The organism is Rahnella sp. CJA17(1/100) (genome assembly GCF_963881615.1).
Classification (GTDB): domain Bacteria; phylum Pseudomonadota; class Gammaproteobacteria; order Enterobacterales; family Enterobacteriaceae; genus Rahnella; species Rahnella aceris.
Genome location: NZ_CAWOJA010000022.1, coordinates 351,499 through 364,478, shown reverse-complemented (window position 1 = coordinate 364,478; position 12,980 = coordinate 351,499). Strand labels below are relative to the sequence as shown.

The window sequence follows — 12,980 nt, the reverse complement described above, 5'->3', positions numbered from 1 at the left end:
CGGCACAACACGCGGTGGCCGCCCGAATAACTGACCGGCGTTTACCCTGTTCGATCAGGCATCCTGGTTGTCAGCGGCAGAACCGTTGACAGCAACATGGACGTCAGCCACTTTCGGCTCCGGTTGCCCGGTCAGTTTCGCCAGAACGCTGCCCAGTTTGGCGCGCATTTCCGGACGACGTACGATCATATCAATCGCACCTTTTTCGATCAGGAATTCACTGCGCTGGAAGCCCGGCGGCAGTTTTTCACGAACGGTTTGCTCGATAACGCGTGGACCGGCAAAACCGATCAGCGCCTTCGGCTCCGCGACGTTAATGTCACCCAGCATTGCCAGACTGGCAGAAACACCGCCCATCGTAGGGTCAGTCAGTACAGAAATGTATGGCAGGCCACGTTCCTGTAACTTCGCCAGTGCTGCACTGGTTTTCGCCATCTGCATCAGCGACATCAGCGCTTCCTGCATACGGGCGCCGCCACTGGCAGAGAAACAGACCAGCGGGCAGTTATCTTCCAGTGCCTGCTCAACGGCACGAACAAAACGTGCCCCCACGACGGACGCCATTGAACCGCCCATGAAAGCAAATTCAAACGATGCGACCACGATTGGCATGCCAAACAGCGTACCTTTCATGACGACCATGGCGTCTTTTTCGTTGGTTTCTTTTTGTGCTGCAACCAGACGATCTTTGTATTTCTTGGAATCTTTAAACTTCAGAACATCTTTAGGCTCAAGCTCACTGCCTAACTCAATCTCACTGCCCTCGTCCATGAAAGTGGACAGACGCATACGCGCGGTAAGGCGCATATGGTGGTCGCACTTAGGGCACACCATGAGATTGCGCTCAAGCTCGGCGCGGTAAAGGACCTGCCCGCAGCTGTCACATTTAGTCCAGACGCCCTCAGGAATACTTGCCTTACGGGTTTGCGAGTCAGTGCTCTTACTAAGAATTCGTTCAATCCAGCTCATCGATAACCTTTCTGTTTGAACCCGGCCGAAGCCAGTCCGCTGTTCATGCTGTAACAAGTCCCCTGAAACCTACCCAAAATCGCCTGTGTACGGGGTGATAAAAAACCTCACACACCGCGCCACAGAAGGGTTGTTCGCAGGAACAGACCATAAATTGTCGCTCATTAAACCATAACGGCCAGACACTGTGGATAAAAAACTGGTCCTACCCTCAGGTTTAATGCCTTAAATTTTAAAGCGCTTGCGTAAAAAACGTACGGAATTAATCCTGTTGACGCTTTTCTTTGGCCGCTGCGCGTTTGTGCCGCCAGATTTCAATCACACCCGGCAGGATGGAAACCACAATGATTGCCACGATCAGTAATTTCAGATTTTCCTGAACAATCGGCAGATCGCCGAAAAGGTAGCCAGCATAGGTAAATAACAGCACCCAAACCAGTGCACCAATCACGTTATACGCAGCGAAATGGCGGTAAGACATATGCCCCATACCGGCCACAAACGGTGCAAACGTGCGGACGATCGGCACGAAGCGCGCAAGAATAATCGTTTTGCCGCCATGTTTCTCGTAAAACTTATGCGTCTTGTCCAAATAACTGCGACGGAAAATCTTTGAATCAGGATTACTGAACAGACGTTCACCAAAGACCCGTCCGATAGTGTAGTTCACCGCATCGCCGAGTATCGCCGCAATCGCCATCAGGAACACCATCAGATGAACGTTCATGTCGTTGCCCGGCAACGCCGCCAGCGCACCTGCTACGAACAATAATGAGTCACCCGGCAGGAAAGGTGTCACCACCAGACCGGTTTCGCAGAACAAAATCAGGAATAAAATGCCGTAAACCCAGATGCCATACTGCGCAACCAGCTCCGCTAAATGCACATCAATATGCAAAATGAAATCAATGACAAAGTGAATAAAACCCATTTGATTTTCCACCTCTTTCCGGTTTAACAGCCCATTTAAACAATCGCTTGATCCGTTCCTTAATCTTCGAGGAACAGGGGTCCCATATTCACCTGAGGCAGCGCAAATTTCTCAGGGTAATCCACGCAGACCAGATATAACCCTTCAGGCTTGCCCGTAGCTGCCGCAAGATTGCGATCTTTCGCTGCCAGTAGTTCTCCCATCCAGCCAACAGGCTGATTACCGGCACCGATTTCCACCAGGCTCCCCACGATATTGCGCACCATGTGATGAACAAACGCATTAGCCTTGATATCGACCACCACATAGCTGCCGTGACGGCTCACATTCACATGCATCACATAACGCCACGGCGTACGCGACTGGCACTGTGATGCACGAAAAGACGTGAAATCGTTCTCACCCAGCAACGCCTGACCGGCAAGCTGCATTTTTTCGACGTCGAGCGGCATGTGAACATGGGTCACGCCGGCATGCAAAATCGCTGAACGGTAACGGTTGTTATAAATAACGTATCGATACCGGCGGGCGGTGGCGCTGAAACGGGCATGAAAATCCTCGCCCACATTCGCACACCAGCGCACAGCGATATCTTTGGGCAAATGGGTATTCACCCCCATCGTCCACGCCGCGTCTTTGCGCAGCACCGGCGTGTCGAAATGCACCACCTGCCCCGTTGCGCTGACGCCTGCGTCTGTACGCCCGGCGCAAAACACGACGATCGGTGCATTGGCCACACGGCTCAGTGCTTTTTCCAGACACTCCTGCACGCTGGCGACGCCCTGCTGACGCTGCCAGCCAAAATAGGCACTGCCGTCATATTCAATGCCTAACGCCACACGTCCGGCAACCGGTACGGTGCTGACGTCAGCGATCACTTCATCGGACATAATCAGTACCAGTACTCGTTAATCAGCTTCTCGGCAGTTTCCACCGCCATCAGTGCGCCGCCAAAACGGACGTTGTCAGCCACTGACCAGAATTGCAGTAACTCAGGAATGCCGTAGTCATTACGGATACAACCGATGCTCAGATTGGCATTACCGGACGCATCGCTGACCTGCGTCGGGAAATCATCTTCATCGCTCAGATTAATATCATCAATGCGTTCGAGTTCGGCGCGCGCTTCTTCCGCTGACAGCGGACGCAAACCTTCCATATGAACCACCTGCGCGTGACCGTAAAACACCGGCGACTGCACACAACTGACAGAAATCGGCAGCCCATCGTCCTGCAACACTTTGCGAACCTGATCCACCAGGCGGCGTTCCTGACGCACACTGCCCTCTTCATCACTGACCAGCGGTAACAGGTTAAACGCCAGTTGTTTGCTGAAAATGCCCTCTTCTGCCGGAATGCCGTTCAGCAGACGGGCGCTTTGCCCGGCCAGATCGTCAACCGCGGCTTTGCCCAGCGCAGAAACGGAAAGCAACGAAGTGACATGCAGACGCGACAAACCGGCCTGTTCGGTCAGTGGTTTGATGGCGGTCAGCAGTTGGCTGGTCAGGCTGTCGGCCACGGCCACGATATTGCGGTTGCGGTAATGAGACAGTGCGTCAGGGTTCACGCCCGGCACCACCAGAGGAATATCGTGTTCAAGAGAGAACAGGCCGCTGCTGTCGATGACCAGACAGCCCTGATTTGCCGCTTCTTCGGCATACAAGGCAGAAGCCTCAGAACCCGCAACAAAGAACGCCAGTTGAACCTGCGACCAGTCGAACTCAGATGCCTGTTGTACGCGCAGACTTTTGCCGTTAAAACGCACGGTCTTACCGGCGCTGCGTTCACTTGCCAGCGGGAAGAGCTCACCAACCGGGAACTGACGATCAGCCAATAATTCCAGTAACGCATCACCGACTGCGCCCGTTGCGCCAAGCAGCGCAATATTCCAGCCATCAGACATGTTGGTATTCTCCAGAAAATAAAAGTACAAAATACAAGGGGCGATGATGATCACCGCCCTGTTTGCAAACGTGTTATCGCATCACTCGCGGCGAAAAAACTTAAGGCCGTTTTAAGCAGTGGCTAACTGGCTGTTAAAGCCCAGTTTTTTCAACACACCGGCGGTCGCCGCATCGTCGCAAATCACCCGTAAAGATGACCACTCACGACGTTCTTCATAGAACTTACGCAGCTTGTCGAATTCGCCCGGTTTTCCGGCGACACGGCGCAAAGGCCGGTCATCGCGGCGCACATCATACACTAAGTGAATAAGACGCAGCAGTTTGGCTTCGCTCAGCGCGCCACTCAGCGTCACTTCGGCAAATTCAGGCGCAGGGAGTAATGATTCCAGCGGCACCGTTTGTGGCTGACCGATAAACTGACTGAATGCTTCGAACACCTGTGTGGTGCCGCGTGCTTTCCCTTCCAGGCTGTAACCGGCGATATGTGCCGTGCCGATAGCAACTTTATCCAGCAACGCTAACGACAAATCAGGTTCCGGTTCCCAGACATCCAGCACAGCCGTCAGTTTTTTGCTGCCATTCAGTGCGTCGAGCAGCGCGGCGTTATCCACCACCTCACCACGACAGGCGTTAATGAGGATCCGGTCAGCGGGCAGACGCGCCAGTAAATCCGCATCCACCAGATGATGTGTGGCATAAGGGCCGGACATATTCAGCGGCGTATGGAACGTCAGGATATCGGCTTCAGCGACCAGCTTCTCAAGCGGCCAGAATTCACCGGCATCACCCCGATCGGCTCGCGGCGGATCGCACAACAACGTGCGTACACCCAGCGCTTCAAGGCGGGTATTCAGACGTGAACCGACGTTACCGACACCAATGATCCCGACCGTTTTATCGCGCAGATGGAAACCGTCGCGCTGAGCAAGGATCAGCAAGGATGAGAAAACATATTCCACCACGGCAATGGCATTACAGCCGGGCGCGGCCGAGAAACCAATCCCTGCGCTGGCAAGCCATGCATCATCAACGTGATCGGTGCCCGCCGTGGCGGTACCCACAAATTTCACCGGTTTTCCCGCCAGCAAACTTTCGTTCACTTTGGTCACAGACCGCACCATCAACGCATCGGCATCATTCAGGGCATCTTGCGGGATAGGGCGGCCAGGTACGGCCTGCACGTTCCCCAACCGGCTAAAAAGCTCGACGGCATACGGCATATTTTCATCAACCAGGATTTTCACGTTTGTCTCCGGCAGCATGGCCTAAAGAAAGAATAGAAAATAAAGAGGGCATTGATTTTGCCACGATACCGGGCCAGATCCCAACTTTCAGGGCACAGGTTTACCTGTCGTTACGAAAACGCTGCGGCGTGGTGCCGGAAACCTGCTGGAACATGGCGATAAATGCCGAAGACGAGCTGTAGCCCAGATCAAGCGCGACTTCCTGCACCGTTTTCCCCTGCTCCAGCAATGAGACCGAATGCAGGAAACGCAACCGCTGACGCCATTGGGCAAAACTCATCCCCAGTTCCTGCTGGCAACGCCGCGACAATGTTCGTTCGGTGGTATACACCTGCTTCGCCCATTGCGCCAGCGACGTATTATCCGCCGGGTTTTTCTCCAGTGCGCTCAGAACGGGGGCCAGTAATTTATTTTCCGATGTGGGTAAATAGGTGTTCTGACGGGGTGCCAGACTGATTTGATCCAGTAAAACGCGGCACATACGCAGATCCGTTTCACTCTGCGGCTCGGTCATATTCCGTGAGAAACAGTCATCAGCAATGGCGTTAAAAATGGCCGTCGGCGTCAGCAGACAAGGCCCGGCGGGCAGATGGGTATCCAGCTCAGGCGCGATATCAATGACGCAAAAACGCGTGGTTTTACGGTTATAGCTTGAATGCTCAACCCCTGCGGGCACCCAGATAGCGAATTCACGCGGGGCCAGATAACGCTGTCCGGCCACGCGCATGGCAAGAACGCCGGATTTCACGCAGATAATCTGGCTCCACGGATGTGAATGCTCAACATACTCAGAATTCCCCTCCACAATTTCCCCGCGAAAAAGCAGGGTCACCGGCATCTTTTCCGGTAACGGCGGGTAATATCGGGGCAAAGAACTACGGGGCGCGGGCATAAATACCTTTTGTCTGTGAGCAACACGAGGATTGTCTGAATTACGCGATCAGTTGTCTGATTATCGTTATATATAACAAATAAGACAACCGTACACTGACGTGACGATTTACTCAGGAATAATATTCAATGAATGTGCTCTTTCCCCTGCTCGCCGTCCTGATCTGGTCGCTGAATGCTGTTGTCAGCAAAGCCTCGGCCAGCGCGATTGATCCTGCCGCCATTTCGTTCTACCGCTGGCTTCTGGCATTGCTGACGCTGACGCCTTTCGTTCTGCCCGGCATGCTGCGCAACCTTCAGGTGGTGAAACAATACGGGTGGAAACTGCTGATCCTCGGCCTGTTGGGCATGGTGCTGTATCAAAGTCTGGCTTACTACGCCGCACACAGCGTCAGCGCACTGTTTATGGGTATCCTGAATTCACTCATCCCGCTGCTGACCGTGCTGATTGGCCTGTTTGTGCTCAGTGTGGTCCCGACAGTAGGTGTGGCGCTGGGCAGTATTATTTCCCTCGGCGGTTTAGTCTGGCTGGTCAGTGCCGGGGATCCGGCGCAGTTGCTGCAACACGGCATCGGCACGGGCGAACTGATGATGTTTGCGGCTTCGGCCTCCTACGCGCTGTATGGCGTGCTCACCAAACGCTGGGCGATCCCGCTGCCGAACTGGCAGTCGTTGTATGTGCAGATCATTTTCGGCGTTTTATTGCTGCTGCCCAACTTCCTGCTCGCGAAGGATGTCAGCCTGACGGCACATAATATTCCGCTGGTGCTTTTCGCCGGGATCCCGGCGTCAATCATTGCGCCGTTTTTGTGGATCCAGGGTGTGATCCGTTTGGGTGCCAATAAAGCGTCGATTTTCATGAATCTGTCGCCGATTTTCACTGCGGTCATCGCCGTACTGTTTCTGCACGAACAGTTGCACAGCTACCATCTGATTGGCGGAGGTATCACGCTTGCCGGGGTCATTCTGGCACAGCGTTTGCGAAAGCCGCTGTTCACCCGTAGCGCGTCCGCGGAACAAAAATAAATTCTCTCAATCGTATGCCATCCTCACTGAAGAGGGTGGTGCCTTCCCTCCACTTTCTGCTTTCGCGCCCCGCCAGACGTTTTTAGCGGCTGTTTTAGGAAACAATATCCTGAAGAATCTTTCTCAGCCTGCTATTCACTGTGTCGATTAAAACACTTTGCAGGTATGATGAGGCGCTTCCGCGCTCTGCGCCGTGCTTTTTACTTATCATTGAGTTTAAGCGACGTTTTAAATTTCCAGCGAAGGACGGTGATATGCAACCTTTGAGCGGCCCGGGCATGCCGGTTGGCGACAACAGAACACAACCCCAGGGTCAGACCGTTCCGGCTAAAGCAGGTACTGAGCTGCCATTAACGCCGGTACAGCGCACCACGCTGGAAAAACTGATCGTCAAACTGATGGCACTGACGCCAATCAAATCTGCTGAGATCTGGGCCAATTTGCGCCACGATCTTGCGTTGCCTCACGGTGCAGAAATCACCTCGCAGCAATTCCCGCAGGCTGAAGCGCTGTTGCAGGGAAAACTCTCGCAGGCGCAGGACAGCCATGCCTCGCGCCAGCTGATGCTGCAACTGACTGAGCTGCTGCCACAGGGTAATAACCGGCAGGCGGTGAGCGATTTTATCCGCCAGAATTTCGGTCATACCGTACTGAGTCAGCTGACGCATCCGCAGTTGCAACAGGTGCTGGATCTGATCCAGACCCGTCAGATGAATATCCCGCAGCCCCAGCAGACGCCGGTCACCGATCGTCCGTTGCTGCCTGCCGAACACAACAGCCTGCAACAGCTTGTCACCCGCCTCAGTGCAGCCACTGGCGAAGCCCCGGTGAAAGTCTGGCAGGAACTGTTTACGCTGGTTGGCGTGAAAGTGGGCGAACCTATACCGGCGAAGCATTTTCAGGTGCTCAGCCAGTTTATGCAGGTGAAAGCGTCACTGAGCCAGCAGACCACCGCACCGACGCTGACCACATTGCTGAGCGTGCTCAAGCAACCGGCCAGCACCCATGAAATTCATCAGCTAACGGAATACGCCGAAAACCGTTTCAGTGCGACGCTTTCCACGCCGCTGACGCAAGTTCAGGTCAGTGATCTGATTGGTGTGCTGTTCAGCCAGCGGGTTGACCGTTCTCCACGCGCCGATGATACAGACGATACATTCACCACCGTGACACGGACCGATCCTCAACCGATCATGAATCCGTTTATCGCGATGTTGCCGCCGTCCATGCAGGCGATGGGCGGCAAGCCGCTGTTGTTTATCGCGTTCGTGGTGGTCGTACTGCTGTTGTGGTTGCTGTTTTAATCTTGCAATAACGCCTTATCAACAACCGCAATCTGACGGCATTTGTTCCCGTGAATACTGTCCGCGTTCTTCACCTGGTGTGACCGGGTGCTGATCGCGGATCCAGAAATCCAGCCCGCCAATCATTTCCTTTACCCTGAATCCGAGTTTCGCCAGTTTATACGCGCCCTGCGTCGAACCGTTGCAGCCAATTCCGTCGCAATACGTCACGTACACCACGTCTTTGCGAAGTTCGCGGGTGCTTTCTGCTGTCATCAGTTTATGCGGAAAACTGACCGCGCCCGGCACATGGCCGCGTACATAATGTTCAGCAGAACGGGTATCAATAACCACAATTGCGCTCACACCATTTTGTAAATCCGCCGCGACATCGGCGGCATCAGTATAAAAACTCAGTTTCGACAACAAATACGCAGCACTGATTTCAGGTGACGGTGGGGCGAATCCCAAAACATAAGACTCTTGTTGCATAAACGCTTCCTCATTAAGTGATATGGCTGAAAACAGTTCCATCATCGCTGTTTTTGGTCTTATGATTAATGCCAATTTCAAGCCGATGATAAGACCCATTATGCCAGCACTGTCTCAGCCCTCTGCACTGATTACGCTTTTCGAAAACACAGCGACCAACGGTTCAGGCGCTGCGGCAGGTTTGCGTGACCGGCTGTGTGCTGCGTTGCGGCAGGCCATCAATTCCGGCGCGCTGGCTGGCGGAGAACGCTTGCCCTCTTCCCGCATTCTGGCCTGTGATCTGAAACTCTCACGGGTGACCGTGGAAGCCGCCTACGCGCAGGCAGAAGCGGAGGGCTATCTTCAGCGCCATACCGGCAAAGGCACCTTTGTCAGCCAGTCACTGCCCCGCGCTCCGTCCTCCCGAAACAGTAAAGTCATCCCACCGGGATTGGCGGGATTGTCAGCGCGCGGAGAGAAAATTGTCGCCACCGGCGGTTGTCGTGATCCGCAATCGCCCGTCGCCTTTGCAGCCGGTTCGCCTGATCTGCGCGCCTTCCCGCTGAAAATCTGGAAGCAAATCACCGCCAGACAACTGCGGACTCAGGGCGAACGTCTGCTGGGATATGGCGACCCGCAAGGGTATTTGCCGTTGCGCGAGGCGCTGGCCAGCTATCTTCAGCAGTCACGCGGGGTCATTTGCAGCGCTGAACACATCCTGATCACCACCAGTTCTCAGCAGGCATTACAACTGCTGGCGATGCTGCTGATTGATCCGGCGGATAGGGTTTGGGTTGAGCAGCCGGGATATCCGGGCGCCCGCAACGCGTTTGCCAGTGCCGGAGCCGACATTTGCGCCAATGCGGTGGATGAACAGGGAATGGCACCGGAAGCTGATTCACCCGTGCCACGCCTTATGTACCTGACACCATCACACCATTACCCGACCGGTGTCAGCCTGAGTTTGTCACGCCGTTTACACCTGCTCGAATACGCGAAACGTCACAACAGCTGGATCATCGAAGATGATTATGACAGCGAACTGCATTACGACGGGCGACCGCTTCCGGCCATGCAGGGGCTGGATAAACATCAGCGGGTTATTTATGTGGGGACGTTCTCGAAAGTTTTATTTCCGTCTTTGCGGCTGGCCTATGCCGTATTACCGCCTGCGCTGGTGGCGCCAATGGTGATGATGCGCACCGTGAATGACGGCCATTCTTCGCAACTGATGCAGGCCGTCACGGCGGAATTTATGCAGGCCGGGCATTTCGCTTCACATCTGCGCTTGTCACGTCAGCTTTACCATAGCCGCCGTGATCATCTGCTGGCGCAAATTAAGCAAAAGATTGAATGGCTGACACCTCAGGTGGCAGCCGGAGGGTTACAGCTCGCTGCCCGTCTGCCTGCCGGGCAGGAACCGCATTTCAGCGCCCTTGCCGCACAGGCTGGCGTTGAGACGCCACGGCTTTCACCTTTGTTTACCGCCAGCGCCGGTGTAGTGACACAACATCAGGACGGCTGGCTGCTCGGGTTCTCAGCATTAACCCCCGCTGAAATCACCGCCGCCGTGAACCGTCTGGCTTCGCTGCAGGTGCCTGTCATTTAACAAACAGCGTCAGCAATAGCCAGCCCGTGATGCCGCTGAACAGCAGGAACGGGAAAGAGTAATAGTGAAACCGCAGCCAGATCTTTTTGTCATTCGCCATGCGTAACGCGATGAGATTGGCCAGTGAGCCTATCGCCAGCCCGAAACCGCCGGCATTGACGGCATAAGCCAGCAGCGGCCCGGAAGGTAAATAGTTGATCATCAGGATCGTCGCAGGCACATTGCTGATCACCTGAGAAAGCCCGATGCTCAGCAGATAATGTCCGTAATCTGGCAAGCTATGAATGTGGGTAAACGCAGGCTGCAGGGCATTCAACCCGACCAGTAAACGCACATCGATAAACATCACGATAAACACCAGGATCAGCGGCCAGTCGATACGCAGCAGAACATTCCGCGCCAGCAATAAAAAGCACAGGATCACCGCCAGCAACCCATACAACGCCAGCCCCAGATCGACACAGGCAATAAACACCACGTAAAGGACGACGCAGCTTACCAGCAGACGCTTGCGGAAAGGGTATCCCTGATTGTTTTCAATCTTTTTCAGACTATGCGACGGAAAACAAAACCAGGTCACCAGCAATAATGCAGCCAGGGTTATCAGCGCCAGCGGTGCCATCTGCCCGATAAAATGCAGGAACGACTGACCGGATTTATTCCATAGCAGGATATTTTGCGGATTACCGATCGGCGTAAGCAGCGAACCGGCATTCACCGCCAGCGCTTCAAATATAATCAGCCGCGTCACCGGTAACGACGTCAGTTTCTTCAGCGTGATCGTCAGCGGAATCACGATGAACAGTGCGACGTCATTGGTCATAAACGTGGACAGCAGCGCCGCCGCAGTGACCAGAAACAGCGCCAGCCGCCGCTCATTGTCGATGGCGTTAATCATCTTACGGCCAACAAAATCAAAATAACCGCTGACCTCAACGCCCTTGGTCAGCATCAGCAAACCCAGCAAAGTTACGATCGTGTCCCAGTCCACAAACTGCGGGAACCGGCTGATTTTCTCCGGCTGGAACAGGGTCAGAATGACACCAAGCAGGATTAACAGATGCAAAAATCTGTCACGTAAAAAAGGCTTCAATACAGAGCCAGATGCCGCCATCAACATGTTTTTTTCTTCTCTGATCAGAATGCGCTGACGTTACCCGAAGAATTTCGCCGCTGCCAGCGGATAACATCGATCAGCATAAAAATAAGTAAACTCGCGCCCATTACTGGCAATGAAATTGCCAGACCGAGCGTGATCACCAAAATCGGGCATTGCAGGCTGAACGGCACCGACTTCCAGGTTTGCAGCAGAGTAACAACCGGATGACTACCGTCATTGCTGACCGTTCTGCGCAGCCACCACAGGCGATATCCCCAGGCAATCATCACGCAAAGTCCGACACCAAAAATCACCAGGATGGCCTGATTCCAGACGCCGAACAGAATCCCCATATGTGCATCCACGCCCCAGCGGGTGAGTTTGGCGAGCAACGGGAAATCAGCAAACCGCACGTGATCGACAATCTGCATGGAGCGGGGATCGACGGACACCGCATCCACCTGCGTCGGCCAGCGGCGATCAACTTCCGTCACCGTCCAGGCTTTCTCCGCATTATACGTCGGACGGATTTCAATCTTGTTCGCCGCAATGCCAGACTCACGCGCCGCCTGTACCACTGCATCAAAAGTCTGTGCAGAAACAGCGACGGCTTGCGGCACAGCAGGCTGTTTATGCGCAGACATGTCCATACCCGGCATATCAGGCATGTCTGCCATCTGCGCATGATGTTCCGCATGTTCATCCGCAGGTGCGGCGGCCGCCTGCGGATCCAGACTGGTTTTCACGGCAGGCGTCATCCAGCCCATATACGCGCGCAGCACACCGATATTGTCACCCGCCCATTGCGACCACGTCAGGCCGGTAGCGGAGAAGAACAGTAAGCCAGCCAGTAAACACAGGCCGAGCGTGCTGTGCCAGCGGCGACTGTGCTGCTGTTTTTCCGCTTTCCCGCTGACCTTACGCAACTGGCGGGGTTGACGGCGGCCAGTGAACCAGAGCACCACGCCACCCAATGCCGCTACCCACAACCAGGAGGCAGCGAGTTCGCTGTAAATACGCCCCGCATCACCGAGTAGTAAGCCGCGATGCAAATCATCCAGCCAGGTGCGGAACGGCAAAATGCCGCTGGTGCCGTACACCGTCATGTCCCCTTTCACCGCCAGCGTCACCGGATCGATGAAAATCGCCCGGCTTTTGGAGGCGCCCAGTTGCGGATCAGAAAACATGACCCGTGTGGTCTCACCGGCAGACGGAGCCGGTCTGACCGCATAAATCTGTTTATCCTGGCCGGTTACGTTTAGCGCCGCATCAATCTGTCGGGAAAGCGGCTGCGGTTCACCGTGTGAGGAGGTGAAGAGCGCATCAGAATAGAGATAATTTTCGAACTGAGGGGTCAGCACATACAACGTACCGGTGAGTGCCGCGACAAAAATAAACGGTCCGACGAACAGGCCAATGTAAAAATGCACACGGCGCAGCAACGCCAGAAAGGCCGCTTGTGCAGGCATTTTTTTTCCCGCGCTGGCAGGCAGGTTTGCAGGTTGATTCATAAATCTGATTTCCTGAATTTCAAATAGCACGCCGTCAACAGC

Annotated in this window: 12 protein-coding genes; 3 read left to right on the top strand and 9 right to left on the bottom strand. The window is 54.5% G+C overall.

From position 1 onward, the window contains the following. Positions 1-54: 54 nt before the first annotated feature. The 6 genes from accD to AACU55_RS13160 form a co-directional block, all read right to left on the bottom strand. Positions 55-969: an acetyl-CoA carboxylase, carboxyltransferase subunit beta gene (gene accD / locus AACU55_RS13185; protein ID WP_013574558.1), complete on the bottom strand. Its 915-nt coding sequence runs from the start codon at positions 967-969 to the stop codon at positions 55-57. A gap of 262 nt (positions 970-1,231) precedes the next feature. Then, entirely contained in the window at positions 1,232-1,900 is a 669-nt protein-coding gene (locus tag AACU55_RS13180) for a DedA family protein (RefSeq protein ID WP_134705625.1), read from the bottom strand. Positions 1,901-1,959: 59 nt separating this feature from the next. Beyond that, the gene (truA, locus tag AACU55_RS13175) at positions 1,960-2,790 is read right to left on the bottom strand and encodes a tRNA pseudouridine(38-40) synthase TruA (protein ID WP_134705596.1); all 831 of its coding nucleotides are present in this window, start codon (positions 2,788-2,790) and stop codon (positions 1,960-1,962) included. Positions 2,791-2,792: 2 nt separating this feature from the next. After that, on the bottom strand, positions 2,793-3,803 hold the full coding sequence (locus tag AACU55_RS13170) for an aspartate-semialdehyde dehydrogenase (protein WP_013574555.1): 1,011 nt from the start codon (positions 3,801-3,803) through the stop codon (positions 2,793-2,795). A 111-nt stretch (positions 3,804-3,914) separates the two neighbouring features. Beyond that, positions 3,915-5,048, bottom strand: a complete 1,134-nt coding sequence (gene pdxB / locus AACU55_RS13165; protein ID WP_013574554.1) for a 4-phosphoerythronate dehydrogenase PdxB — start codon at positions 5,046-5,048, stop codon at positions 3,915-3,917. Positions 5,049-5,148: 100 nt separating this feature from the next. After that, the gene (locus AACU55_RS13160; protein ID WP_037036224.1) at positions 5,149-5,940 is read right to left on the bottom strand and encodes an AraC family transcriptional regulator; all 792 of its coding nucleotides are present in this window, start codon (positions 5,938-5,940) and stop codon (positions 5,149-5,151) included. A gap of 128 nt (positions 5,941-6,068) precedes the next feature. Here AACU55_RS13160 and AACU55_RS13155 point away from each other — a divergent pair, with 128 nt between their 5' ends. Both AACU55_RS13155 and flk read left to right on the top strand, forming a co-directional pair. Beyond that, entirely contained in the window at positions 6,069-6,965 is an 897-nt protein-coding gene (locus AACU55_RS13155) for a DMT family transporter (protein ID WP_134705595.1), read from the top strand. Between the two features lie 254 nt (positions 6,966-7,219). Beyond that, positions 7,220-8,269 (top strand): flagella biosynthesis regulator Flk, encoded by a 1,050-nt coding sequence (gene flk, locus AACU55_RS13150; protein ID WP_013574551.1) that lies wholly within the window; start codon positions 7,220-7,222, stop codon positions 8,267-8,269. Positions 8,270-8,287: 18 nt separating this feature from the next. On the opposite strand, the gene AACU55_RS13145 is transcribed toward flk, so the two are convergent. After that, a complete protein-coding gene (locus AACU55_RS13145) occupies positions 8,288-8,740 on the bottom strand; it encodes a rhodanese-like domain-containing protein (RefSeq protein ID WP_134705594.1) in 453 nt (150 codons plus the stop codon). 100 nt (positions 8,741-8,840) lie between these two features. Between AACU55_RS13145 and pdxR the strand changes: the two genes are divergently transcribed. After that, positions 8,841-10,328, top strand: coding sequence for a MocR-like pyridoxine biosynthesis transcription factor PdxR (pdxR, locus tag AACU55_RS13140; RefSeq protein ID WP_231576088.1), 1,488 nt, complete (start codon positions 8,841-8,843; stop codon positions 10,326-10,328). On the opposite strand, the gene AACU55_RS13135 is transcribed toward pdxR, so the two are convergent. Together AACU55_RS13135 and AACU55_RS13130 are read right to left on the bottom strand one after the other, a co-directional pair. Further along, a complete protein-coding gene (locus tag AACU55_RS13135) occupies positions 10,321-11,448 on the bottom strand; it encodes an SLC13 family permease (protein WP_112151218.1) in 1,128 nt (375 codons plus the stop codon). The genes pdxR and AACU55_RS13135 overlap by 8 nt on opposite strands. A gap of 17 nt (positions 11,449-11,465) precedes the next feature. Beyond that, entirely contained in the window at positions 11,466-12,938 is a 1,473-nt protein-coding gene (locus tag AACU55_RS13130; RefSeq protein WP_134705593.1) for a PepSY-associated TM helix domain-containing protein, read from the bottom strand. Positions 12,939-12,980 lie beyond the last annotated feature (42 nt).